Source organism: Streptomyces sp. NPDC043952 (assembly GCF_056435325.1).
This window is the reverse complement of record NZ_JBWKES010000009.1, coordinates 201,590-224,039: the sequence shown is the minus strand read 5'-3', so window position 1 is coordinate 224,039 and position 22,450 is coordinate 201,590. Positions and strand designations below refer to the sequence as shown.

Sequence of the window (22,450 nt, the reverse complement as noted above, 5' to 3'; positions counted from 1 at the left end):
ACAGACACGAGGCCGCGGGCGCCGTACGTTCTTCAGGGACGTACGGCGCCCGCGGTCTGTGTTTTCCGTCTGCGTGTTCCAGGAGCGCCGCGGGGGTCTCAGCGGGTCAGCGGCGGGCGCCGCTCGTCCGGGTCCGGGCCCTCGGCGCGCTCCTCGCGGATGACCTCGCCCTGCACCACCTTGCCGTCGGGGCGGTGCATCCGGGCCTGCTGGAAGGCGTCGCCCAGGCTGCCCGGCGCGGCGGCCCGCAGCCGCTTCCCTACGGTGTTCTCCGCGAGCCGGCTCACCGCCTTCTGCACCGGCGGCAGCAGCAGGAGCAGGCCGAGGCCGTCGGAGATCATGCCCGGAATGATCAGCAGCAGGCCGCCGAGCATCGTCAGCCCGTTGCCCCCGCCGCGCTTGGGGGAACCGCCCCGCTGGAGCGCCTCGTTCAGGTTCTGGAAGGCCCGCCGGCCCGCCCGCTTGATCACCACCGAACCGGCGACCACTCCGGCCACGAGCAGCAGGAACACGGTCTCGCCGCCCGCCGCGCCCGCGACCAGGGTCAGCAGCCAGATCTCCAGCACCAGCCACGCGGCGACGCCCAGCGGCAGATACCTGCGCAGCCGGGAACGCCGGGGCCGGGCGGTGTACGGGGAGGTCGGAGCGCCAGTCGTCATACTCCCAGTGTGCCTGGCGCCGGCTCAGCGCCGGATAAGGGGCTAGGAGGTGCGCTTGTCCTTGCCGGTGAGCTTGGCGACGCGGTCCCCCGCACCCCAGGCGGTGACCCGCCACAGCGCCTCGACCAGGATGTCCTTGCTCATCTTGGAGTCGCCCAGCTCGCGCTCCACGAAGGTGATCGGGACCTCGATCACGTGGTAGCCGGCCTTGACCGCGCGGCGGGCGAGGTCGACCTGGAAGCAGTAGCCCTGCGAGGCGACCTCGTCCAGGCCCAGGCCCTTGAGGGTCTCGGCGCGGAAGGCGCGGTAGCCGCCGGTGATGTCGCGCAGCGGCAGATCGAGAGCGAGCCGGGAGTAGAGGCTGCCGCCGCGGGAGATGAACTCGCGGGACTTGGGCCAGTTGACCACCCGGCCGCCGGGCACCCAGCGGGAGCCGAGCACCAGGTCGGCGCTCTTGAGGGCGGTGAGCAGCCGGGGCAGTTCCTCGGGCTGGTGGGAGCCGTCGGCGTCCATCTCGACCAGCACGCCGTAGTCGCGCTCCAGGCCCCAGCGGAAGCCCGCGAGGTAGGCGGCGCCCAGGCCCTCCTTGCCCTTGCGGTGCATGACCTGGACGTGGTCGTCCGCGGCGGCCAGCTCGTCGGCGAGCTTGCCGGTGCCGTCGGGGCTGTTGTCGTCCGCGATCAGCACGTGCGCCTCGGGGACGGCCTTGCGCACCCGGCCGACGATGGTCTTGATGTTCTCCGCCTCGTTGTAGGTCGGGATGATCACCAAGGCCGTGCCGAGCGGACCGAACTGCCTCCCCTGGGCCTTGGCCGCGAGGGTCCCGTCGCCGTCGTTCACTGCTGCCCCTTCTGGTCGTACGCAGGCGTCCACCATAGTGGCCGCCGCCTGGGTAGACGTGACAGCTCGTCCCTATGGTGGTGTCGATTGCACAAGAGTGGGGTAAGAACGCGTGTTTCGGGATGTTCTCGGCCCGTTCGCGCCACGTTCTTTTCCTCTTCCGACTGTTCGGATGGTTCCGAACCCGGATGGGTTGCCTCCACCGTGCTGCGGATGGGGGCCCGGCGCCCTTCGGGCCGACCTGGGACCCGCTGGCTGCGGATCGACCGAGAGCCGTTGTCTACTGAGGCCGGGCCCCATCCGGGGTCACACCTGGCCGACCGGCTGGAACGCTCCCCCGCCGGCGCGGGCGCTGAGCCTGGCTGCCAGTGGCGGCACCCCGGTGCGGGGCGCCGTCCCCTGACCCAGCGGCGCGGCGGAAAGATGCGCGAACGCTTCCCGGTCGGGCGTCCGGTGGTGGACTCGGACGAACCTACCGGCCTTCCGCGCCCGACTGTCAACAGCGCTCTGACCTGCGTGTTCTCGGCGCCGCTCGGGAAGCGGTACGGAGGATGCGCAGGTCGCGCGCCAAGGCGCGGTCACCGGGCGGCCGTCGCGCCGCCCCCGGAGATCACTCGCCCGGCCGTACGAAGACCGTCCGGCCGCCCACCACGGTGCGCAGACAGCGGGGCAGCTCGGCGCCCGGAGTGAGGTCGGGCAGTCCGGGGGTGCCGGAGCGGGGATCGGTCGACCAGCGGGCCACCCGGTCGTCGGGGGCCTGCACGACCAGCTCGCCGGTGCGCCACACGGCGAAGTCGGCGGGGGCGCCGGGCACCAGGACGCCCGCGTCGTCCCGACCGATCGCCCGCCAGCCGCCGCGGGTGTGCGCGGTGAAGGCGGCGCGCACGGAGACGCGGTGCTCGGGGGTGTGGTGGAAGGCGGCGGCGCGGACCGTGCCCCAGGGGTCGAGCGGGGTGACGGGGCTGTCGGAGCCGAAGGCCAGCGGGACGCCGGAGCGCAGCAGGGCGGCATACGGGTTGAGGGTGCGGGCCCGCTCGGCGCCGAGGCGGCGGGCGTACATGCCGTCCTCGCCGCCCCACAGCGCGTCGAAGGCGGGCTGCACGGAGGCGATCAGGCCCAGCTCGGCGAAGCCGGCCACGGTCTCGGGGCTGAGCATCTCGGCGTGCTCGACGCGGTGCCGGGCGGCCCGGACGCGGGCGAGGCCGACCTTCTCGGCGGCGGCGCGCACCCCGTCGACCACGGAGGTCACGGCGGCGTCCCCGATCGCGTGGAAGCCCGCCTGGAGGCCCGCCTCGGTGCAGGCGATCACATGGGCGGCGATGGCGTCGGTGTCGAGGTAGGCGGTGCCGCTGTGGTCGGCGTCGGCGTACGGCGCGTGCAGGCAGGCGGTGTGCGAGCCGAGGGCGCCGTCGGCGAAGAGATCGCCCGCGGCGCCGATCGCGCCCAGCTCACGGGCCTTGTCGACGTCCTGCTCGGCCCAGTAGCCGAGGACGCGGGGGCCGGGCAGGGTGGCGGCGAGCTTGAGCAGGCCGGTGAAGTCGTCCTCGGAGGAGATCTGCGGTCCGCCGCACTCGTGCACCGAGCCGATGCCGAGGGAGGCGGCGTGGGTCAGCGCGGTGCGCTGGGCCTCCTCGCGCTGGGCGGGGGTGATGGCGGCGAAGGCGGCCGCGCGTACGGCGTGGTGGGCGTCCTTGGTCAGGGGGGCGTCGGCACGGGGCAGGTCGCCGCCGACCATGTCCAGCAGGGCGGTGGTGACGACGGCCGAGTGCGCGTCGATGCGGGAGAGGTACAGCGGGCGTCCGCCGGTGGCCTCGTCCAGCTCCGCGCGCGCCGGCGGCCGGCCACCGGGCCAGCGGGCGGCGTCCCAGCCGTGGCCCAGCAGCACGCGGTCCGCCGGACGGGCGGCGGCGAACTCCCGGACCAGGGCGAGGGCGGCGTCCAGGGAGGGGGCGGCGGACAGATCGAGGCCGGTCAGGGCGAGGCCGGTGGCGGTGGTGTGCACATGGGCGTCGGTGAAGGCCGGCGTGACCAGGGCACCGTCGAGATCGATCACCTCGCCCACCCCGTCGGCGAAGGCGTCCGCCGCGCCCTCGGACCCGACCCAGGCGATATGGCCGGCCTCCACGACCATCGCGGTGGCGAAGGGATCGGCGGGGCTATGTACATCGCCGTTGCGCAGGAGGAGGGTGCGGTCGCTCATAGGCGACAGTTTCCCTCGGATGGTGGGGGGTGTTGCATGCGGGGCGGGAACGCGGGGGCGGGCCGGCTGCCGGCGGAGGCGGCGCGGGGAGTCCGGCGGTGTCGTCAGATCTGCGGGGGGCGGGCCTCGTACGGGGTGGAGAGGACGACCGTCGTACGGGTCGAGACTCCGGCCAGGCTGCGCAGCCTGGCCAGGAGTTCCTCCAGCTCGTGCGGGGTGGCCACGCGGACCTTGAGGATGTAGTTCTCGTCGCCGGCGACGCTGTGGCAGGCCTCGATCTCGGGCACGCCGGCGAGACGGTCGGCGATGTCGTCGGGGGCACTGGGGTCGAACGGTTTCACCGAGATGAACGCGGTGAGGGGCAGCCCGACCGCCTCCGGGTCGACCACCGCGGCGTAACCGCGGATGACGCCACGCTGTTCGAGCCGGCGCACCCGCTGGTGCACGGCCGACGTGGACAGGCCCGTGGCCTTGCCCAGGTCTGTGTAGCTCATCCGCCCGTCCTTGACGAGCAGCTGCACGATCTGACGGTCCAGCTCCTCCATGGCGCCAAAACCTACAGGGCGTTCGATCTTCTCGGACAGCCGACGGCCCTCCATGGACGGCAGTATGGTCATCTGCACGCGGCATGTGACGAACGCCACACCGTTCGAACGGGCTCCGTGATGTTCTCGTGATTACCGCCGAGAGCGGACGGGAAGTGCTTGCTGTGGTCGTGGCCGACGAGCCTTTCACGGCCCAGCCTTAGGGGGAGAATCCCATGCAGAGTGTCAAGCGCCCTGGTCGATCCGCGTCCAAGCGGCAGCAGCCGGTCGTCGAGCCCGAGCCGGAGGGCGTCGAACCCGACGCCTTCGAGGAGGAGCTGGACGCCTACGACACCTTGGAGATGTACCGGGTGATCTGCCCGGACTGCGCACAGCCGATCGCGCTGCTGGCGGACGAGGAGATCCTGCCGGAGCACGCGCTGTGCGCCTCGCCGTGGAACCCGTTCGGGCTCACGGTGTGCGCGGGCACCGGCCGTTCGGCCACCGACGCCCGCCCCGCGGACGAGTCCGTCACCCCGCAGGAGCAGGACACCGCGCTGCTGCTGACGCTCCCCCAGGGTCTCGACTGGCGGACGCAGCCCTTCTCGCACGTCGGCGGTCCGGGCTCGCGCCCGATGCGGGTGCCGGAGATGCGCCGCCGGGCCGCCTGAGCCCCGCGCCCCGGACCCGGCGCCTGGCCGGACGTCCCTGGACTGACGCCCGATTCGGGCGGGCGGTGACCTGCCCGCCCGGTGCCGCGTTCTCACGGGTATGACATCCCCGCACTCGGCCACCGGGCGCCGGCTCCGCATCCTCGTCCCGCGCCCCGCGGTGCCGGACCGGTCCGCCGCTGTGCAGGACCCGCCCATCTACCGCGAGCTGCTGCGCGCCTGGGCCGACCGCGGCCGCACCCTGCCGGGCCGCCAGGACCCGGAGTGGGTGCGGCTGGCGGCGCCGACGGTGCGTACGGGCCAGTTCAGCGCGGGCCAGTTCGGTCCGGACCAGTTCGGTCCGGGCCGGTTCGCTTCCGGCCCGTTCGGTCCGGGCCTGCTCAGCGGGCTTCGGGTCCCGCCACGTGACGGGCGATGACCATCCGCTGGATCTGGTTGGTGCCCTCCACGATCTGGAGCACCTTGGCCTCGCGCATATAGCGCTCGGCCGGGAAGTCGGCGGTGTAGCCGTACCCGCCGAGGATCTGGACGGCGTCCGTGGTGACCTTCATGGCGGTGTCGGTGCAGTGCAGCTTGGCCATGGCCGCCTGCTTGGCGAACGGCTTGCCGGCGTCGCGCAGCCGCGCCGCGGCGAGGTACAGGGCGCGGCCCGCCTCGATCTGCGTGGCCATGTCGGCGATCATGAAGCGCAGGCCCTGGAAGTCGGCGATGGGCCGGCCGAACTGCCGTCGCCCGGTGGCGTAGCCGACCGCCTCGTCCAGCGCGGCCTGGGCGACGCCGATGGCGCAGGCGGCGATGCCGAGGCGGCCGGAGTCGAGGGCGGAGAGGGCGATGGTGAAGCCCTGGCCCTCGTCGCCGATGCGGCGGTCGTCGCCGACGCGGACGCCGTCGAAGTGGACCTGGGCGGTGGGTGAGCCCTTCATGCCCATCTTCTTCTCGGGCGCGGCGGCGCTGAGGCCCGGCGCGTCGCCGGGCACGAGGAAGGCGGTGATGCCGCGGGGGCCGTCCTCGCCGGTGCGGGCCATCACGGTGTAGAAGTCGGCGATGCCGCCGTGGGTGATCCAGGCCTTGGTGCCGGTAATCACCCAGTCGTCGCCGTCCCGCACGGCCCTGGTGCGCAGGGACGCGGCGTCGGAACCGGAGGAGGGCTCGGACAGGCAGTAGGCGCCGAGGAGCCCGCCGCCGAGCATCGCGGGCAGGTGCTCGACCCGCTGCTGCTTGGTGCCGTAGGTGGCGAGCGCGTAGGAGGCGAGGGTGTGCACGCTGAGGCCGAGGCCGACGGTGAGACGGGCCGCGGCGAGCTCCTCCAGCACCTGGAGGTAGACCTCGTACGGCTGGTCGCCGCCGCCGTGCTCCGCGTCGTACGGCAGGCCGAGCAGGCCCGATTCCGAGAGCAGGGTGAAGACCTCGCGCGGGAAGCGGCCCGCGTCCTCCTCCTCGGCGGCCCTCGGGGCGATCTCACGCCGGGCTATCTCCCGGACGAGGGTGAGCAGGTCCCTCGCCTCGTCCGTCGGCAGTTGACGCTCCACCGGCTGCGGGTCGCGGTCGGACATGGCGTCGGTCTCCTCCCTGGTGGGGAACCGGCGGCACGGCCCACGGGTCAGGGCGGCTCCGCCTGATCGTTCCGTTACGGCCACGGTGCGCACCCCCGGATCACGGAAGCCCGCTGACCAGCGGCTGCGCTGAGTATGCCCGAACATCGGACTCCCGTCACCAGTTAACGACCGCTCACTCCAACATTCCAGCCGGGGGCTTGCCGGGGGGTGTCATGGAGGGGCCTGCGGGACGGTTGGGAACGGTGGGAAGACGGTAGGAGCCGACGCCGGGGACGGCCGGAAAGGGGGCGCGGGGACAGCCGCGAGCGCCCGGCGGACCGGAGGTACGGCGCCTCCCACGCCGGGGCCGGGAGCCGGGGTTCCCCCGCCGGGGCCAGGAGCCGGGGTACCGCCGCCGCGGCCGGGAGCCGGGGCGGCCGGGAGCCGGGGCGGCCGGGAGCCGGGGCGGCCGGGAGCCGGGGCGGCCGGGAATCGGGGCGGCCGGGAATCGGGGCGGAGGCCGGGAGTCGGGGCCCGGCCCGCATCCGGCACACGCCCCGCGCGGCCGGAAACCGTTCCCCCGCCGTTGACCTACTGGTCTAGTCCTCCTACGGTCCTTGACCGACGCGTCAGCGCGTGCGGGTGATTCGCTCACGGATGCGAGGAGGCACGATGCGGCATTCTCAGCGGTTTCGGGTGCGGACGCTGGTCTCGGCGGTGTGTGCGGCCGTGATCGGTGCCGGGTTGCTGGTCGGGGCGGGGGCCGTCAGCGGCGGCGGGGACGGGAGCGTCCAGCACAGCAGTGCGCCGGGGTTGATCAAGTCCCTGGAGTAGGGCCCGGTTCAGAGCAGGCCGAGCTGAGTGACCAGCATCGCGGTGACCACCACGAGCACCCAGCCCACCACGTGTTCGAGGATCTTGGGCCCGTCGTCGCGGGGGCCGCCCGTGCGGACGCGGGCGGCGGTGGCGGGGTGTGCGGTCATGCTGGTACTCACAGAGGTCGGACGTGCGAAGGGGTCTCCCCCACCGTCCGTCCACCTTGCCACCCGCGACGGCCCGCGCGGCGATGAGCTTGCTCACATGGTCAGCGCACACCCACCGCGGCCAGGGCCTTGAGCTGGTGGGCGCTCGGATGCGCCGGGAAGTAGAGGTAGCAGACCCCGCCGCTGCCGGAGGCGACCGCGCCGGAGGCGTTGTAGCGCTTCGTCCGCAGCCAGATGTTCTCGAACTCCCGGCGCCGGTACACCCGTCGTACCGCGTCGTCGTCGGGCGAGGCCGGGTCGTTGGCGATCACATCGCCGTCCGCGGTGAAGCCGATCACGGTCATGAGGTGCCCGGAAGTGCCGTAGCCCGCCCCGGTCAGCTCGGTGCTCAGGAACGACTGGGACGTTATGGCCGGGATGCCGGCCGCGATCAGCGTCTCCAGGTCCGTCAGCGAGGCGAGCCGGGTGACGACGCCCTGGAGGCCGTCGAAGGTCGCCGCGTAGGCCGCGTTGAACGGCCAGTTGCCGCAGCCCTGGTACTGGTAGTCGTACGTGAAACGGGCGGCCGCGTCGACCTGCGGGTCGGCGTAGGACGGGTCGATCCAGGACAGTTGCCCGGCCGTGAGCCGGCCGCCCCAGTACTCCACGATCATCTGCGAGGAGGTCGGGCTGCACCACGCCTCGCCGCCGTTGTCGTACTGCGGGTACTGGCCCTTGTGGATCTCCTGCGAGTAGCGCGGCACCACCAGTTCCTGCGCGAGGCCGGGCGTGGAGGCCGGGACGGTGAAGCGGTCGGGGATGTCGGAGCCCATCGCGCCGAGCCGCCACACGGTCGGGGTGAGCCGGGTGCCCGGCTTGCGGTAGAGGGTCAGGCGCAGCCGGTACGAGACGAGGCGCAGCCCGGTGGAGGCGTCGTCGATGGCGAAGGTGTCGGTCCAGACACTGCTCTTGCCGTCGCTCTGGCCGTCCACCGAGGTCCGCTTGATGTCCTGGTCCCCGGCCGCCCAGCGGCCCATCACGTACCAGGGCGTGTCGCCGCCGTCCGAGTACGTGCCGCTCAACTCGACCTGGATCCAGGTGCCGTCGGGGGTGTGCGCGTTCCAGGAGGCGACGACCTCGGTGGCCGGGACGGTGAGCCGGTGGCGCGGGGCGGTCCAGGTGGCGTACTCCCAGGTCGCGGTGGTGCCGGTGTGCGGGTCGGTGTAGTCGGTGGAGCCCGCGGGGGCGCCGATGACCACGCCGGGGCGGTCGCCGGAGACCGGGCGGGCGCCATGGGCGGTGCCGGTGCGCCACTCGCTGTACGTGGTCCAGGCGTGGTAGTCGATGGGGCGGGCCTCCGCCAGGCCGGTCTCCTTGGTGGCGAGGGGTGCCCGCACGGTGGCGGTGCCCCGCCGGGCGGCGGCCGCGGCGGGCGTGGCGGCGGTGGCCACCGCGGCGGCGACCGCGACGGTCAGGACGCTTCTGCGGGACGGCTGTTGGGCTCTGCTCATGGGCGCGACTACCCCCAGGTGTCCGGAGTCGTGGCTGGATCATGTGCACGTCGTGCGCCAACTATGGGGCAGCCGCGGGGTCCCTGCCAGCACTTGGGGCGATGCCGCGCCATGAACATTGGTCTGATCCGGTGACGGCGCGCGCAGGACGGACGACGGCGCTCGCACAGGACGGACAAAGGCCCCGGCCCCGGTACCGCGGTGGCGGTGCCGGGGCCGGGGCCTGATCGCGCGTGGTTCAGACCGCGTGGTTCAGACGAGGTCCATGGCCGCGATCTCGTCGGGGCGGCCGTAGCTGATCGGGCCCTGGAAGCGGCGGCGGGCGGTGGCGAACCACCAGACGGTGGCCACCAGCAGCACGACGAGGAGGGCGATCGGCGCGTAGTTGAAGGAGTCCACGGTGATCGGGGACGCCTGCGGCAGCATGAACAGGATGCTGCTGAGCACGATCCAGATCACGGCGAGCCAGCCGACCGGCTTGCTCCAGCGGCCCAGGTTCCACGGGCCGGACTCGAAGGCGTCACCGAGCCGCAGCCGCAGGAAGATCGGGACGGCGTAGGCGAGGAACAGGCCGACCACGTTGACGCTGACGATCGCGGTGAAGGCCGTGTGCGACCACCAGCCGGGCACGATGAGGGCGAGCGAGCAGGCCACCGCGAGCCAGACCGCCTTGACGGGGGTACGGGTGCGCGGCGAGACCGAGTGCCACAGGCGGGAGCCGGGCATGGCGCCGTCGCGGGAGAAGGCGAAGATCTGCCGGGTGTTGCTGGTGAGGTTGGCGAGACCGCAGAAAAGCATCGCGCCGATGACGATGAGGAGCATGACCTTGGCGGTGGTCAGGCCGAGGCCGTCGATCAGGATCTGCACGGGCGGCGCGCCGCTGGCGGCCTCCTTGGCGTAGTCCTTAATGCTGTAGACCAGTGCGAGCATCAGGATGAGCCCGGTGATCGCCGAATACCCGATGGCGCGGGTGATCCCCTTGGGCGCGTTGACCGTGGCTTGCACCGTTTCCTCGGACATGTGGAAGCTGCCGTCGAAGCCGGTGAACGTCCAGCTGGTGACCAGCAGTCCGAGCATGCCGCCGTAAAGCCCGCTCGTGAAGCCGGTGTTGTTCTCGAAATGCGTGACGAAGGACGCCGACTGATGGTGATCCGGTATCACTATGAGTGCGCCCACGATCACCACGAGTCCGATCAGCAGCCACCACACGGAAATGCGGTTGAGGACGGCGACAAGCTGGACCGTGTAGGTGTTGGCGAGCCCCTGGAGCACGATGATCAGGGCCGTGATCAGCACCGTCTGATGGACGGTCGGCTGGTAGGAGGACCACTGGAGCTGCACGAATGCCTGGATGAAGGTGGCCGCCGCATAGCCGGTGGCGGCGGTGCCGCCGATCTGTCCGACGAAATTCAACCAGCCCGTGTACCAGGACCAGGCGCCCTTGTGGCGCTTGGCGAGTTTACCGGCGGAGAAATAGAGGGCACCGCTCGTCGGATACGCGGAGGCGACCTCGCCCATGGCCGCGCCGATGAGCAGCACCATGAGCGAGACACCGATCCAGCCGAACACGAGAATGCGCGGACCGCCCGCGTTCATACCGAATCCGAAGGACGAGAAGATACCCGACAGGATATTGATGATGGTGAAGGAGATCGCGAAATTGTCGAACGCCTGGAAACGGCGGGTGAGTTTCCGCGGATAACCCATCGCGTGCAGGGTCGCGTCGTCGTCGAGCACGACCGCGTCTTCTCGGCCGCGGGACTTGGCCCGGGGAGCAGACATCCGTTCTGACACAGATCGGCCTTTCTCTCGTGCCTCTCGAACGCTCGGGGGACGCTCGACGAGGGGGGACGGTTGACGAGCAAAGGGGGGTCACGCGGGTCCGGGGACGGGCAGCCCGCAGGCCCGGCGTGCGCGGGAGAGCTGTTCGGCGGGGTCGCCGAAGGCGCTCCAGGGCATGCGCGAGGCGTACGGACCCATCGCCGCGAAGACCGCGCGGGCCTCGAACTCGCGCTGGCCCATGACCAGCGCGTGCGCGAGGTAGGCCAGGTCGAGCACCGGCGTGAAGCGGTAATCGGGCACCGTTGGAAGCCAGTTGTGGTAGATCGCGAGCGCGGTGGCGCGCCACTGGGGCTGCTCCCAGACGCGATCGGCGAGCAGTTGGGTCGGGTTGTAGCTCTCCACCAGGGCGACCAGCGGCAGCAGGCGCAGCGCCGAGTCGGCGGGCGCGCGCTGGCTGAGGAAGGCGGCCACGTCCCAGGCGGCGTTGACCGAGCCGCCGTGCCGGGCGAAGAAGGCGGAGAGGAAGCGGTGGTGGGCCTCCCGGTGCCAGGGGTCCAGGGTGAGGATGTGCGCGAACAGCCGCCAGGGGCCGGGCGGTGAGGTGAGCAGGCCCTGCGGGGCGGGGTCGCGCAGCCGGTGCAGCCGGGCCATGGCGAGCTTGGCCACCCACGGGGTGGGGTCCCGCGGGGCCAGCGCGGCGGCCCGTTCGCAGGCGGTCAGCGCTATGCGCTCCAGGGCCTCGGCGCGGTCGTCGTGCCCGTCGGCGGCGCGCAGGGCGCGCTGGACGGCGACACGGGCCCACATGAGGGCCGCCTCGGGCGAGGGCTCCTCGGCCAGCCAGCGTTCGACCAGGTCGGTGCCGGCCGCCTCGGAGGCGAGGACCAGCGAGCGGTGGGCGCGCAGGGCGAAGTCGTCGCGCGTCTCGGCCAGCGCCTCGTACGCGTGCCGATATCGCCCGGCGCGGACATCGACGCAAACGCCGGCCAGGACTCGGTCGTCGGCCGCCGGGTGCCACACATACTGCCCTTCGAATAACTCCGCGGCCATGTCCCCTGCCTTGTTCCCGCACCGTGTCCCCCGGCCACCGCTTCCCGCGGTAGCACAGGAGGCACCTTACTCAGCGCGGAGGAGACCCGGAACGCCGAATTCGACATATCGGTCAGGGATTCGAGAATGTTTATCGAAGGTGAGCGAAGGGGCCCCGGCCGGCGGTAGTTCAAGGAGTAACTTTCTTTCGTGCGGGGCCCTCGGCGGCCCGCCCGCTATGCACCGCTACTAGACTCTTTCCGGAAAACCCCCCACACCGCATCACACCTTCGGGAATCGTCATTCAGCATCTCGCCGCCCGGCTGCGCGCCCTGCCGCCCTCCCTCGGACCGGTCCGGCTGGTCGCCGTCGACGGGCACGCCGGCTCCGGGAAGTCCACCTTCGCCGGGCGGCTGGCCGCCGCGCTGGGCGGGGCACCGGTGCTCCACCTCGACGACATCGCCAGCCATGAGCGGCTGTTCGCCTGGACCGACCGGCTGCGGGCGCAGGTGATCGAGCCGCTGTCCCGCGGCGAGGCCGCCGCCTACCTCCCCTACGACTGGAACACCCGCGCGTTCGGCCCGGCGCGCCCGCTGCCGCCCGCGCCGGTGGTCCTGCTGGAGGGCGTGGGCGCGGGCCGGCGTGCGCTGCGACCGTTTCTGGCCGAACTGCTGTGGATGGAACTGCCCCGCGAGGAGGCGTGGGCGCGCGGCCGGCGGCGGGACGGGGCGGCGCAGCGGGAGTTCTGGGACGGCTGGGTCGAGGCCGAGCGCGCGCACTTCGCCGGGGACCCCACGCGCCCCCACGCCGGGCTGCTGGTGCGCCAGAGGGAAGAGGGGTACGAGGTGCTGCCGGGGCCAGCGCGACCCCGGGGATCGGGCCAAGGAGTGACCCTGAGTGATGGCTCCACCCGCATGTGGTGAAACGGTGAAGACTCTTGTCGGCCAACTTCCCGAAGTGTCCCAACTTCGCTTGACCGGGGGGCCGTACAGGTCTTACGTTCTCAATGTGCGGCGATACGAAGCCGCCCGCAGACGCGAAGCCCCCGGTTGTTCCCCCGTGATCGGGGGCTTCGTTCTACCCGCGCACCCCTTTCCGGGTCGTTTGCGCCCCCTTGCGATCACCCTCGGTCACTGAAGTGACCGGATTCCGTCCGCTCCCACCTCGCCGAACGGCCCGTGCCGCACCCTTCGGCACGCGGTACCCGCGCGGGTACGATGCCCTTGGTGCGAGCTTCGGCAACAGCCTCGCGCACCTGCAACTCCGGTCCGCGGCACGGCGGTTCGGCCGCGGCGGCCGCCGGGCGACCGTCCGGCGGTGAACCACGGGGGCACGGTCTGTGGGGGACGTGATGGACTTCGGCACGCAGGGCCCGGAGGCCCCGGCCGACCTCGCCTGGCTGCGCGGGGTCGACGCCTACACCATGGGCGCCTATCCGCAGGCGGAAGAGGAGTTCCGGGCCGCGGTACGGATGGATCCGGGCATGGCGGACGGCTGGCTCGGGCTGCACGCGCTCCGGGTCGACACCACCACCGCGCTGCTGCGGATGTTCCGGCACCGCGAGCGCTTCGGCGAACAGCGCGCCCGGCACCGCCGTACGATCAACTCCTGGTACTGGCTCGGCTGGTGGGTGCAGCCGGTGCTGGAGAGCCCGCGCGATCTGCTGCTCGCGCACGCCTCGCACTGGCTGGACGGCCGGCACGTGCCCGAGCTGGACCGGGCGCTGGCCGGGCTGCCCCCCATCGACACCGATCCCCAGGTCCGCTTCCTGCACGCCTGCCGCTCCTACCTGGTCAAGGACTGGGAGCAGCTGGTACGGCACACCGACCCGCTGCTGGACGATCCCCTGCTCGGCATAGAGGCGGGGCTGTTCGGCGGCATGGCGCGGGTGCGCCTGGAGATGTACGGGCAGGCCGAGCCGCTGCTGTCGGCGGCGCTGATGCGGTGCCGCAGCGAGCAGCCGCAGCGCAAGGAGCTGCGCTACTGGCTGGCGCGGGCGCACGAGGGCACCGGCCGCTCCGCCGCCGCGCTCCCCCTCTACCGGGCCGTGCACCGGGTCGACCCCGCCTTCATGGACACGTCGGCCCGGCTCGCGGCGATCGCCGAGGGGGACGGCTACGACGACGCGGCCGGCCTCGCCGCGATCACGCTGACCGGCGCCGGGCAGGACACGGTGGACGGGCCGGACGGCTTCGATCCGTTCTTCGGCACCGAGGGGCGCGATCTGCGGCTGCCGGAGCCGGAGCCGCCGGCCGGGCCGCTGCCGGGCGTCGCCGAGCCGGGGGTCCGCGACCGGGGCGGGGCACCCGGCTCGCCCCTGCCCACCGGGCCGACCGATCCCGCGCTGCTCGAACAGGCGCTCGCCGAGCTGGAGCGGATGGTCGGGCTCGAACCGGTCAAGCGCCAGGTGAAGGCGCTGTCCGCGCAGTTGAACATGGCGCGGTTGCGGGCCGGGCAGGGGCTGCCCGTGCAGCCGCCGAAGCGGCACTTCGTCTTCTCCGGGCCCTCCGGGACCGGCAAGACGACGGTGGCGCGCATCCTCGGGCGGGTGTTCTACGCCCTCGGGCTGCTCGGCGGGGACCATCTCGTCGAGGCGCAGCGGGCCGATCTGGTCGGCGAGTACCTCGGGCAGACCGCGGTGAAGGCGAATGAGCTGATCGACTCCGCGATCGGCGGGGTGCTGTTCGTGGACGAGGCGTACTCGCTCTCCAACTCCGGGTACGGCAAGGGGGACGCGTACGGGGACGAGGCGCTCCAGGTGCTGCTGAAGCGGGCCGAGGACAACCGGGACCACCTCGTGGTGATCCTCGCGGGGTATCCCGAGGGGATGGACCGGCTGCTCGCGGCGAACCCCGGTCTGTCGTCCCGCTTCACCAGCCGGGTCGACTTCCCCTCGTACCGGCCCGGTGAACTCACCGAGATCGGGAAGGTGCTGGCCGCGGAGAACGGGGACCAGTGGGACGAGGAGGCGCTGGAGGAGCTGCGGTCGATCGCCGGGCACGTGGTCGACCAGGGGTGGATCGACGAGCTGGGCAACGGGCGGTTCCTGCGCACGCTGTACGAGAAGAGCTGCGCGTACCGGGATCTGCGGCTGTCGGCGTACGCGGGGTCGCTGTCCCGCGAGGATCTGGCGACGCTGCGGCTGGCCGATCTGATGCAGGCGTACGGGGAGGTCCTGTCGGGCCGGGGACCGCAGGACCCGTCCCCCGCGTAGGCGCCCCGGAGGGCGCGGGGAGCCGCACGAGCGACCCGCCACCGGGCCGCGGCCGCACGGCTCCCCGCACCGCTCTGACGCGGCGAGCGCCCGTCCTACGTGGCGAGCGCCTGTTCCGACTCGCCGCTCACCCTCGGCTCCGTCAGCCGCATGTCGGCGATCTCCCGGTGCGCCGGGTCCCGCACCTCGCCCACCAGCATCTCCAGGACGTCCTCCAGCGCCACCAGCCCCAGCACCTTCCCGGAGGCGTCCGCCACCTGGGCCAGGTGCGTCGCGGCGCGGCGCATGACCGTGAGGGCGTCGTCCAGCGGCAGCTCGGCCCGCAGGGTCGTCATCGGCCGCCAGATGTTCTGCGGCACCGCCCGCTCGGAGTCCTCCAGGTCGAGTACGTCCTTGACGTGTACGTACCCCATGAAGGCGCCCTGCTCGGTGGCCGCGACCGGGAAGCGGGAGTACCCCGTGCGCGCGGTGAGCCGCACGATCTCCCCCGGAGTGACCGCGGGCGTCACCGTGACCAGGGACTCACGGCGCAGCAGGACGTCGGTGACCGGGCGGGAGCCCAGTTCCAGGGCGTCCTCCAGGCGTTCCCTCTCCTCCGGGTCGAGCAGACCCGCCTGCCCGGAGTCCTCCAGGAGCCGGTTGAGCTGCTCGCTGGTGACGACGGCCGCCACCTCGTCCCTGGGCTCGACGCGGAACAGCCGCAGCACGGCCTGGGCGACGGCCCCGAGGGACACGGTGATCGGCTTGCACACGCGGGCGAACCAGACCAGGCCCGGACTGAGCCACAGCGCCGCCTTCTCGGGCGCCGCCATGGCGAGGTTCTTCGGCACCATCTCGCCGATGACCAGGTGGAAGAAGACCACCGCGGCCAGCGCGATGACATAGCCGAGCGGATGGATCACGCCGTCCGGGAGGTGCAGCGCCGCGAACGCCGGCTCCAGCAGCTGCGCCACGGTCGGTTCGGCGACCGCGCCGAGCGTCAGGGAGCACACGGTGATCCCGAACTGGGCGGCGGCCATCATCTGCGGCAGCCGCTCCAGGCCGTACAGCACCTGCCGGGCGCGGGCGGTGCCGAGCGGTTCGATCTGGCTGCGGCGCACGGAGACGAGCGCGAACTCGGCGCCCACGAAGAAGCCGTTGGCCAGCACCAGCAGCGCGGCGAGGACCAGTTGGAGCACGCTCATCGCGCGGCCTCCGCGAGGTTCGCCGCCGGGGCCGTACGGACCAGGCGGACCCGTTCGGCGCGGTAGTGGCCGACCTGGCGGACCGCGAGCCGCCAGCCGGGCAGTTCGGCCCGGTCGCCGGGGGCCGGGATCCGGCCGAGCAGGTCGGCGACGAGTCCGGCGACCGTCTCGTACGGCCCCTCGGGCACCTCCAGGCCTATGCGCTGGAGGATGTCGACCCGGCAGCTGCCGGCCACGTCCCAGGCGGGCCTGCCGTCCTCGGGCGGGGCGGCGGCCAGCTCGGGCGCGTCCTTGGCGTCGTGCTCGTCGCGGACCTCGCCGACCAGTTCCTCGACGATGTCCTCCAGGGTGACCACGCCGGCCGTGCCGCCGTACTCGTCCACCACGACCGCGATGGGCTGTTCGCTGCGCAGCCGGGCCAGCAGGGGCTGGACGGGCAGGGTCTCGGGGACCAGCAGCGCGGGGCGGGCGATGCGGCCGACCGGGGTGCGCAGCCGGTCGTGTGCCGGGACGGCGAGGGCGTCCTTGAGGTGGGCCATGCCGACGATCTCGTCGATCTTCTCCCGGTAGACGGGGAAGCGGGACAGGCCGGTGGCGCGGGTGAGGTTGACCACGTCCTCGGCGGTGGCCGAGTCCTGGAGCGCGCTGACCTTCACGCGCGGGGTCATGACGTGCTGGGCGGTCAGCTCGCCCAGCGACAGGGTGCGGACGAACAGGTCGGCGGTGTCCTGTTCCAGGGCGCCGGCCAGGGCCGAGTGCCGGGCGAGGGAGACCAGTTCGCCGGGGGTGCGGGCGGAGGCCAGTTCGTCGGCGGGTTCGACGCCGAGGGCGCGGACCAGCCGGTTGGCGACCGTGTTGAGCGCGGCGATCACCGGCCGGAACAGCCGGGAGAAGTGGTGCTGGGGGCCGGCGACGAAGCGCGCGACCTGGAGCGGTCGGGAGACCGCCCAGTTCTTGGGCACCAGTTCGCCGATCACCATCTGGATCGCGGAGGCCAGCAGCATGCCGACGAGCACGGCGGCACCCGAGGCGACACCGGAGGGCAGGCCGAGCGCGGCAAACGGGGCGCCCAGCAGCCGGCCCAGGGCGGGTTCGGCGAGCATGCCGACGACCAGGGAGGTGATGGTGATGCCGAGCTGGGTGCCGGAGAGCTGGAAGGAGAGCTCCTTCAGCGACTCCACGACCGTACGGGCGCGCCTGTCGCCGTCGGCGGCGGCCTTCTCGGCCTCGGGGCGCTCGACCGTCACCAGGCCGAACTCGGCCGCCACGAAGAATCCGTTGGCCAGGATCAGCAGGAACGCGGCTGCGAGGAGCAGCAGGGGGGTGGTCACGATGCCGCCGCCTTCCCGGTATGTCGGGTGGGGGCGGCGCAGGTACTACAGGACGATCCGTCCATCGCCGGGGGGATTCACTCCTCGGGTCGCAGGAACCCCTGGCGCCGGGGCGGCACACAGGGGCGGAGGCGCGATCGGCGCGGCCTCCGCCACCCAGATTAATCAAGACGGGGCCGGGCGGGCAGGGTGGGCGACCCGCAGTCGGCCCTGAGTCAGCCCTGATCTTCCCCCAGGCGGGCGGCCGAGTGGGCCTCGGCGAGCGCCCGCAGCGCCCTGGCGTCGGCGATCGCGCGCCGCTTGGCCATGCCCGGCTGGATGCCGAGCGCGGGCAGGCTGGTGCCGTCGCTGAGGTTGAGGAACACCCAGGGATCCCCCGGACGGAGGTTCACCTGAAGGATCTCCGCCCAGTCCAGGCGCCGCTTGCTGACGATGTTCACCACGGTGACGCCGCTCTCGTCGGCGACGACCTTGATCCGGGCCAGCTGGGCGAGCACCCAGAAGATCAGCGCCCCGGTGACCACGAAGCTCATCCGCTCCCCCGGACCGAGGCCGTCGAGGAACAGGGCGACCCCGGAGATGGTGAGGAAGATCGCCACGGCGGCGGTGAGCAGGATCACGCGGGTGTGGCCCGGCCGGAAGGTGACCGGCAGGGTGGGCAGGTCGGACATCACGTACCCCTCAGAGGCGGCAGGCGTGGATGGCCGTGGTGAGGATGGCGCGGGCGCCGATGGCGTAGAGGTCGTCCATGATGCGCTGCGCGTCCTTGGCGGGGACCATGGCGCGGACCGCGACCCAGCCCTCGTTGTGCAGCGGGGAGACGGTCGGGGACTCAAGGCCTGGGGTGAGGGCGACGGCCTTCTCCAGCTGCTCGACCCGGCAGTCGTAGTCCATCATCACGTACGTCCGGGCGACCAGGACGCCCTGGAGGCGGCGCAGGAACTGCTGCACCTTGGGCTCCCCGGCGTCCGCGCCGGTGCGGCGGATCACGATCGCCTCGGACTTCATGATCGGCTCGCCGAAGACCTCCAGGCCCGCGTTGCGCAGGCTGGTGCCGGTCTCCACGACGTCGGCGATGACCTCGGCGACGCCCAGCTCGATCGCGGTCTCCACGGCGCCGTCCAGGTGCACGACGGAGGCGTCGACGCCGCTGTCGGCGAGGTGCCGGGCGACGATGCCCTCGTACGAGGTGGCGACCGTACGGCCCTTCAGGTCCTCGACGCCGTTCGCGGTGCCCGGCTTCCCGGCGAAGCGGAAGGTCGAGCGAGCGAAGCCCAGCGGGAGGATCTCCTCGGCGTCCGCACCGGAGTCGACCAGCAGGTCGCGGCCGGTGATGCCGATGTCGAGGCGCCCGGAGGAGACGTAGATCGCGATGTCGCGGGGCCGGAGGTAGAAGAACTCGACCTCGTTGCCCGGGTCGACGATGCGCAGTTCCTTGGACTCGCGGCGCTGCCGGTAGCCGGCCTCATGCAGCATGTCCGCCGCAGGGCCGGACAGGGAACCCTTGTTGGGGACGGCGATGCGCAGCATGAGGACGGCTTCCTTTGCGGTGACGGGGGTTGGTGCGGTGTGCCGCGGCAGGGCGCGGCGGTACGGCGGTCGGTCAGAGGTGGGCGTAGACGTCGTCCAGGGAGATCCCGCGGGCGACCATCATCACCTGGACGTGGTACAGCAGCTGGGAGATCTCCTCGGCTGCCGCCTCCTTGCCCTCGTACTCGGCGGCCATCCAGACCTCGGCGGCCTCTTCGACGACCTTCTTGCCGATGGCATGGACCCCCTTGCCGACCAGTTCGGCGGTGCGGGAGGTGGCGGGATCGCCGTGGGCGGCCTTGTGCTGGAGCTCGGTGAAAAGCTCCTCGAACGTCTTCTTGGACATGGTGGTCCTTACCCTACGCGCTCCGGCCGGCGCCTCAGTGCCAGGGTTCGGATACCGAACGCAGCGTCGCGGCCGTGGCGACCGCCGCGATCACCGCCTCGTGGCCCTTGTCCTCGCTGGAGCCCTCGATGCCGGCCCGGTCCAGGGCCTGCTCCTCGGTGTCGCAGGTGAGCACGCCGAAGCCGACCGGGACGCCGGTCTCCACGGAGACCCGGGTGAGGCCCTGGGTGACGCCCTGGCACACGTAGTCGAAGTGGGGGGTGCCGCCGCGGATGACGACGCCGAGGGCGACCACCGCGTCGTAGCCGCGCGCGGCCAGCACCTTGGCGGCGACCGGGAGCTCGAAGCTGCCCGGCACCCGGATCAGGGTCGGCTCGTCGATCCCCAGGTCGCCGAGGGCGCGCAGGGCGCCGTTCACCAGACCGTCCATCACCTTCTCGTGCCACTGCGCCGCGATGACGGCGACCCTGAGGTCGCCCGCGTTGCGTACGGACAGTTCCGGTGCACCCTTGCCGCTCACGTCTCTCCTAAGTACCTTCTGACTCGACTGGCGTTGCTTGCTTGCTGGTTCTCGCGCTACTGGTTCGGGCAGGTGGCCGGGGTGTCCAGCCAGGGCAGGTCGTGGCCCATGCGGTCCCGCTTGGTGCGCAGGTAGCGCAGGTTGTGCTCGCCCGCCCGGACCGGCATCGGCTCGCGCGCGGCGACCTGGACCCCGTGCCGCTCCAGCGCGTCGGCCTTGTCGGGGTTGTTGGTCATCAGGCGGACGCTGTGCACGCCGAGGTCGGCGAGGATCTGGGCGCCGGCCCCGTAGTCGCGGGCGTCGGCGGGCAGGCCCAGCTCCAGGTTGGCGTCGAGCGTGTCGCGGCCCTGCTCCTGCAGCTCGTAGGCGCGCAGCTTGGACAGCAGGCCGATGCCGCGGCCCTCGTGTCCGCGCAGGTAGACCACGACACCACGGCCCTCCTCCTGGATGCGGGCCAGCGAGTCGTCCAGCTGGGGGCCGCAGTCGCAGCGCAGCGAGCCGAAGACGTCGCCGGTGAGGCACTCGGAGTGCACCCGGACCAGGACGTCCTCGCCGGTGCCGAGGTCGCCGTGGACGAGGGCGACGTGTTCGACGCCGTCGACGGTGGAGCGGTAGCCGTGCGCGGTGAAGGTGCCGTGCCGGGTGGGCAGCAGGGTCTCGGCCTCGCGGCGGACGGTGGGCTCGGTGCCGCGGCGGTAGGAGATCAGGTCCTCGATGGAGATGATCGTCAGGCCGTGCTTGCGGGCGAACGGGATCAGCTCGGGCAGCCGCAGCATCCGGCCGTCCTCGCCGGCGATCTCCACGATGGCGCCGGCCGGGCGCAGCCCCGCGAGCCGGGCGAGGTCGACGGCGGCCTCGGTGTGGCCGTTGCGCTCCAGGACGCCGCCGGGCCGGGCGCGCAGCGGGAAGACATGGCCGGGGCGCACGAAGTCGGCGGGCCCGGCGGTGCCGCTCGCGAGCAGCTGGAGCGTGGTGGCGCGGTCGGCGGCGGAGATGCCGGTGGTCACGCCGTGCACGCCGGAGGCGTCCACGGAGACGGTGAAGGCGGTCTTCATCGACTCGGTGTTGTCCTCGACCATCTGCGGCAGCCGCAGCCGGTCCAGTTCCGCGGCCTCCATCGGGGCGCAGACCAGGCCCCGGCACTCGCTCATCATGAAGGCGACGATCTCGGGGGTCACCTTCTCGGCGGCGATGACGAGGTCGCCCTCGTTCTCCCGGTCCTCGTCGTCGACGACGATCACGGGGCGTCCTGCGGCGATGTCGGCGACGGCCTGCTCGACGGGGTCGAGGGTGAACTCCTCGATGCCGTCACCGTCGTAGGAGTAGGCGTAGGGGTCGTAGAGCGGGGTGGCCGGGGTCATGCCGGTGCTCCTTCCAGAACGGGCCGCGGGCTCTTGCGGGAGCGCAGCCACCAGTCGCGCATGCCCCACAGGACGAGTGCGCCGTAGATGACGTAGACGAAGCCGGAGAAGGCGTAGCCGTTGGCGAAGTTGAGGGGGACGCCGACGAGGTCGACCAGCAGCCAGGCGAACCAGAACTCGACCATGCCCTTGGCCTGGGCGTACATCGCGACGACGGTGCCGACGAAGATGTAGGCGTCCGGCCAGGGGTCCCAGGACAGCTGGGGGAACGCGGTGAACAGCAGGGCCACGGCGACGGTGCCGATCGCGGCGGCGCCGATCAGGGCGGCGCGCTCGCGCCAGGTGGCGAAGCGGGGGGCGATGTGGCCGTCGCCGGCCTGGCCCCGGCCGCGGTTCCACTGCCAGAAGCCGTAGAGGGCGACCACCATGACGACGGCCTGCTTGCCGGCGCTGCCGGTGAGGTGGCCGTAGAAGGCGGCGAAGAGGACGAGGCCGGAGACGAACTGCACCGGCCAGCTCCACAGGGAGCGGCGCCAGCCGAGGAGGAGGCCGATCAGGCCGAGGATGTTGCCGGTCATGTCGGACCACAGGATGTGCTGTCCGAAGAGGGTGAACGCCTCGGTGTTGAGCGAGTTCACCGGCCGGCCCCCTGTCCGGCCGCGAGCAGCCGCTCGACGTACTTGGCGATCACGTCCACCTCCAGGTTGACCGGGTCGCCGGGCTGCTTCACGCCGAGCGTGGTCAGGGCGAGGGTGGTGGGGATGAGGCTGACGGTGAAGTGGTCGGGGCCCGCGTCCACGACGGTGAGGCTGATGCCGTCGACCGTGATGGAGCCCTTCTCGACCACGTAGCGGGCGAGGTGGGCGGGCAGGGAGATCTTCACGATCTCCCAGTGCTCGGAGGGCTCGCGCTCCAGGATCTCGCCGGTGCCGTCGACATGGCCCTGCACAATGTGGCCGCCGAGGCGGGCGCCGACGGCGGTGGGGCGTTCGAGGTTGACGCGGGAGCCGGTGGTGAGCGCGCCCAGGCTGGAGCGGTTCAGGGTCTCGGCCATGACGTCGGCGGTGAACTCGTCGCCCTCGTGGTCGACGACGGTGAGACAGACCCCGTTCACGGCGATGGAGTCGCCATGCCGGGCGCCGTCGGTGACGACGGGGCCGCGGAGCCGGAAACGGGAGGCATCGCCGAGGTTCTCGACGGTGGTGACCTCACCCAGCTCTTCGACGATTCCGGTGAACACTTCCCGGGTCCTCC

The 22,450-nt window shown here is 72.3% G+C and carries 23 protein-coding genes; 5 read left to right on the top strand and 18 right to left on the bottom strand.

Annotation, left to right across the window (positions count from 1 at the left end):
* Positions 1-98: 98 nt before the first annotated feature.
* From fxsA to AC069R_RS13870, 4 genes are all read right to left on the bottom strand, one after another.
* Complete coding sequence (fxsA, locus tag AC069R_RS13885; protein ID WP_478767037.1) at positions 99-659, bottom strand: FxsA family membrane protein; 561 nt, start codon at positions 657-659, stop codon at positions 99-101.
* 42 nt (positions 660-701) lie between these two features.
* On the bottom strand, positions 702-1,499 hold the full coding sequence (locus AC069R_RS13880) for a polyprenol monophosphomannose synthase (protein ID WP_478767036.1): 798 nt from the start codon (positions 1,497-1,499) through the stop codon (positions 702-704).
* Between the two features lie 610 nt (positions 1,500-2,109).
* Positions 2,110-3,699, bottom strand: a complete 1,590-nt coding sequence (locus AC069R_RS13875) for an amidohydrolase (protein WP_478767035.1) — start codon at positions 3,697-3,699, stop codon at positions 2,110-2,112.
* Positions 3,700-3,803: 104 nt separating this feature from the next.
* Positions 3,804-4,244, bottom strand: coding sequence for an Lrp/AsnC family transcriptional regulator (locus tag AC069R_RS13870; protein WP_111586615.1), 441 nt, complete (start codon positions 4,242-4,244; stop codon positions 3,804-3,806).
* Positions 4,245-4,459: 215 nt separating this feature from the next.
* Here AC069R_RS13870 and AC069R_RS13865 point away from each other — a divergent pair, with 215 nt between their 5' ends.
* Both AC069R_RS13865 and AC069R_RS13860 read left to right on the top strand, forming a co-directional pair.
* Entirely contained in the window at positions 4,460-4,894 is a 435-nt protein-coding gene (locus tag AC069R_RS13865; RefSeq protein ID WP_478767034.1) for a hypothetical protein, read from the top strand.
* Positions 4,895-4,994: 100 nt separating this feature from the next.
* Entirely contained in the window at positions 4,995-5,312 is a 318-nt protein-coding gene (locus AC069R_RS13860) for a hypothetical protein (protein WP_478767033.1), read from the top strand.
* Here the strand turns inward: AC069R_RS13860 and AC069R_RS13855 are convergent.
* Positions 5,275-6,447, bottom strand: a complete 1,173-nt coding sequence (locus AC069R_RS13855) for an acyl-CoA dehydrogenase family protein (protein ID WP_478767032.1) — start codon at positions 6,445-6,447, stop codon at positions 5,275-5,277. The genes AC069R_RS13860 and AC069R_RS13855 overlap by 38 nt on opposite strands.
* 654 nt (positions 6,448-7,101) lie before the next feature.
* Between AC069R_RS13855 and AC069R_RS13850 the strand changes: the two genes are divergently transcribed.
* Positions 7,102-7,263: a hypothetical protein gene (locus AC069R_RS13850; protein WP_397986969.1), complete on the top strand. Its 162-nt coding sequence runs from the start codon at positions 7,102-7,104 to the stop codon at positions 7,261-7,263.
* A gap of 8 nt (positions 7,264-7,271) precedes the next feature.
* On the opposite strand, the gene AC069R_RS13845 is transcribed toward AC069R_RS13850, so the two are convergent.
* From AC069R_RS13845 to AC069R_RS13830, 4 genes are all read right to left on the bottom strand, one after another.
* The gene (locus AC069R_RS13845; RefSeq protein ID WP_478767031.1) at positions 7,272-7,412 is read right to left on the bottom strand and encodes an SCO1431 family membrane protein; all 141 of its coding nucleotides are present in this window, start codon (positions 7,410-7,412) and stop codon (positions 7,272-7,274) included.
* Positions 7,413-7,513: 101 nt separating this feature from the next.
* Positions 7,514-8,902 carry a peptidase C39 family protein gene (locus AC069R_RS13840; RefSeq protein WP_478767030.1) on the bottom strand — a complete coding sequence of 463 codons (1,389 nt, stop codon included), beginning with the start codon at positions 8,900-8,902 and terminating at the stop codon, positions 7,514-7,516.
* 252 nt (positions 8,903-9,154) lie between these two features.
* Positions 9,155-10,696, bottom strand: a complete 1,542-nt coding sequence (locus AC069R_RS13835) for an amino acid permease (protein ID WP_478767029.1) — start codon at positions 10,694-10,696, stop codon at positions 9,155-9,157.
* A 78-nt stretch (positions 10,697-10,774) separates the two neighbouring features.
* On the bottom strand, positions 10,775-11,731 hold the full coding sequence (locus AC069R_RS13830) for a hypothetical protein (RefSeq protein ID WP_397986965.1): 957 nt from the start codon (positions 11,729-11,731) through the stop codon (positions 10,775-10,777).
* A 281-nt stretch (positions 11,732-12,012) separates the two neighbouring features.
* Here AC069R_RS13830 and AC069R_RS13825 point away from each other — a divergent pair, with 281 nt between their 5' ends.
* On the top strand, positions 12,013-12,633 hold the full coding sequence (locus AC069R_RS13825) for a uridine kinase family protein (RefSeq protein ID WP_478767078.1): 621 nt from the start codon (positions 12,013-12,015) through the stop codon (positions 12,631-12,633).
* A 428-nt stretch (positions 12,634-13,061) separates the two neighbouring features.
* The gene (locus tag AC069R_RS13820; RefSeq protein ID WP_478767028.1) at positions 13,062-14,924 is read left to right on the top strand and encodes an AAA family ATPase; all 1,863 of its coding nucleotides are present in this window, start codon (positions 13,062-13,064) and stop codon (positions 14,922-14,924) included.
* 95 nt (positions 14,925-15,019) lie between these two features.
* Here the strand turns inward: AC069R_RS13820 and AC069R_RS13815 are convergent, their stop codons facing one another.
* The 9 genes from AC069R_RS13815 to AC069R_RS13775 all read right to left on the bottom strand — a co-directional run bounded on the left by AC069R_RS13815 (position 15,020) and on the right by AC069R_RS13775 (position 22,436).
* A complete protein-coding gene (locus AC069R_RS13815; protein ID WP_478767027.1) occupies positions 15,020-16,108 on the bottom strand; it encodes a hemolysin family protein in 1,089 nt (362 codons plus the stop codon).
* The gene (locus tag AC069R_RS13810; protein WP_478767026.1) at positions 16,105-17,439 is read right to left on the bottom strand and encodes a hemolysin family protein; all 1,335 of its coding nucleotides are present in this window, start codon (positions 17,437-17,439) and stop codon (positions 16,105-16,107) included. The genes AC069R_RS13815 and AC069R_RS13810 overlap by 4 nt, the downstream gene beginning before the upstream one ends.
* A 215-nt stretch (positions 17,440-17,654) precedes the next feature.
* Positions 17,655-18,110 (bottom strand): PH domain-containing protein, encoded by a 456-nt coding sequence (locus tag AC069R_RS13805; RefSeq protein WP_478767025.1) that lies wholly within the window; start codon positions 18,108-18,110, stop codon positions 17,655-17,657.
* Between the two features lie 10 nt (positions 18,111-18,120).
* Positions 18,121-18,969: an ATP phosphoribosyltransferase gene (gene hisG / locus AC069R_RS13800; protein ID WP_397986960.1), complete on the bottom strand. Its 849-nt coding sequence runs from the start codon at positions 18,967-18,969 to the stop codon at positions 18,121-18,123.
* Positions 18,970-19,042: 73 nt separating this feature from the next.
* Positions 19,043-19,315, bottom strand: coding sequence for a phosphoribosyl-ATP diphosphatase (locus AC069R_RS13795; RefSeq protein ID WP_007491392.1), 273 nt, complete (start codon positions 19,313-19,315; stop codon positions 19,043-19,045).
* 34 nt (positions 19,316-19,349) lie between these two features.
* The gene (ribH, locus tag AC069R_RS13790) at positions 19,350-19,835 is read right to left on the bottom strand and encodes a 6,7-dimethyl-8-ribityllumazine synthase (RefSeq protein ID WP_478767024.1); all 486 of its coding nucleotides are present in this window, start codon (positions 19,833-19,835) and stop codon (positions 19,350-19,352) included.
* 56 nt (positions 19,836-19,891) lie between these two features.
* A complete protein-coding gene (locus AC069R_RS13785) occupies positions 19,892-21,196 on the bottom strand; it encodes a bifunctional 3,4-dihydroxy-2-butanone-4-phosphate synthase/GTP cyclohydrolase II (protein WP_478767023.1) in 1,305 nt (434 codons plus the stop codon).
* A complete protein-coding gene (locus tag AC069R_RS13780; protein WP_478767022.1) occupies positions 21,193-21,834 on the bottom strand; it encodes a nicotinamide mononucleotide transporter family protein in 642 nt (213 codons plus the stop codon). Before AC069R_RS13780 ends, AC069R_RS13785 begins: the two co-directional genes overlap by 4 nt.
* On the bottom strand, positions 21,831-22,436 hold the full coding sequence (locus AC069R_RS13775) for a riboflavin synthase (RefSeq protein ID WP_478767021.1): 606 nt from the start codon (positions 22,434-22,436) through the stop codon (positions 21,831-21,833). The genes AC069R_RS13780 and AC069R_RS13775 overlap by 4 nt, the downstream gene beginning before the upstream one ends.
* Between the last annotated feature and the right edge of the window lie 14 nt (positions 22,437-22,450).

Bases quoted from the DNA above. Each gene is read 5' to 3' on its own strand.
- AC069R_RS13850 (WP_397986969.1), top strand. From the start codon at position 7,102: ATGCGGCATTCTCAGCGGTTTCGGGTGCGGACGCTGGTCTCGGCGGTG.
- AC069R_RS13875 (WP_478767035.1), bottom strand. From the start codon at position 3,699: ATGAGCGACCGCACCCTCCTCCTGCGCAACGGCGATGTACATAGCCCC.
- AC069R_RS13830 (WP_397986965.1), bottom strand. From the start codon at position 11,731: ATGGCCGCGGAGTTATTCGAAGGGCAGTATGTGTGGCACCCGGCGGCC.
- AC069R_RS13845 (WP_478767031.1), bottom strand. From the start codon at position 7,412: ATGACCGCACACCCCGCCACCGCCGCCCGCGTCCGCACGGGCGGCCCC.
- AC069R_RS13870 (WP_111586615.1), bottom strand. From the start codon at position 4,244: ATGGAGGAGCTGGACCGTCAGATCGTGCAGCTGCTCGTCAAGGACGGG.
- AC069R_RS13855 (WP_478767032.1), bottom strand. From the start codon at position 6,447: ATGTCCGACCGCGACCCGCAGCCGGTGGAGCGTCAACTGCCGACGGAC.
- AC069R_RS13820 (WP_478767028.1), top strand. From the start codon at position 13,062: ATGGACTTCGGCACGCAGGGCCCGGAGGCCCCGGCCGACCTCGCCTGG.
- AC069R_RS13805 (WP_478767025.1), bottom strand. From the start codon at position 18,110: ATGTCCGACCTGCCCACCCTGCCGGTCACCTTCCGGCCGGGCCACACC.
- hisG (WP_397986960.1), bottom strand. From the start codon at position 18,969: ATGCTGCGCATCGCCGTCCCCAACAAGGGTTCCCTGTCCGGCCCTGCG.
- AC069R_RS13785 (WP_478767023.1), bottom strand. From the start codon at position 21,196: ATGACCCCGGCCACCCCGCTCTACGACCCCTACGCCTACTCCTACGAC.
- AC069R_RS13840 (WP_478767030.1), bottom strand. From the start codon at position 8,902: ATGAGCAGAGCCCAACAGCCGTCCCGCAGAAGCGTCCTGACCGTCGCG.
- AC069R_RS13860 (WP_478767033.1), top strand. From the start codon at position 4,995: ATGACATCCCCGCACTCGGCCACCGGGCGCCGGCTCCGCATCCTCGTC.
- AC069R_RS13815 (WP_478767027.1), bottom strand. From the start codon at position 16,108: ATGAGCGTGCTCCAACTGGTCCTCGCCGCGCTGCTGGTGCTGGCCAAC.
- AC069R_RS13795 (WP_007491392.1), bottom strand. From the start codon at position 19,315: ATGTCCAAGAAGACGTTCGAGGAGCTTTTCACCGAGCTCCAGCACAAG.
- AC069R_RS13865 (WP_478767034.1), top strand. From the start codon at position 4,460: ATGCAGAGTGTCAAGCGCCCTGGTCGATCCGCGTCCAAGCGGCAGCAG.
- fxsA (WP_478767037.1), bottom strand. From the start codon at position 659: ATGACGACTGGCGCTCCGACCTCCCCGTACACCGCCCGGCCCCGGCGT.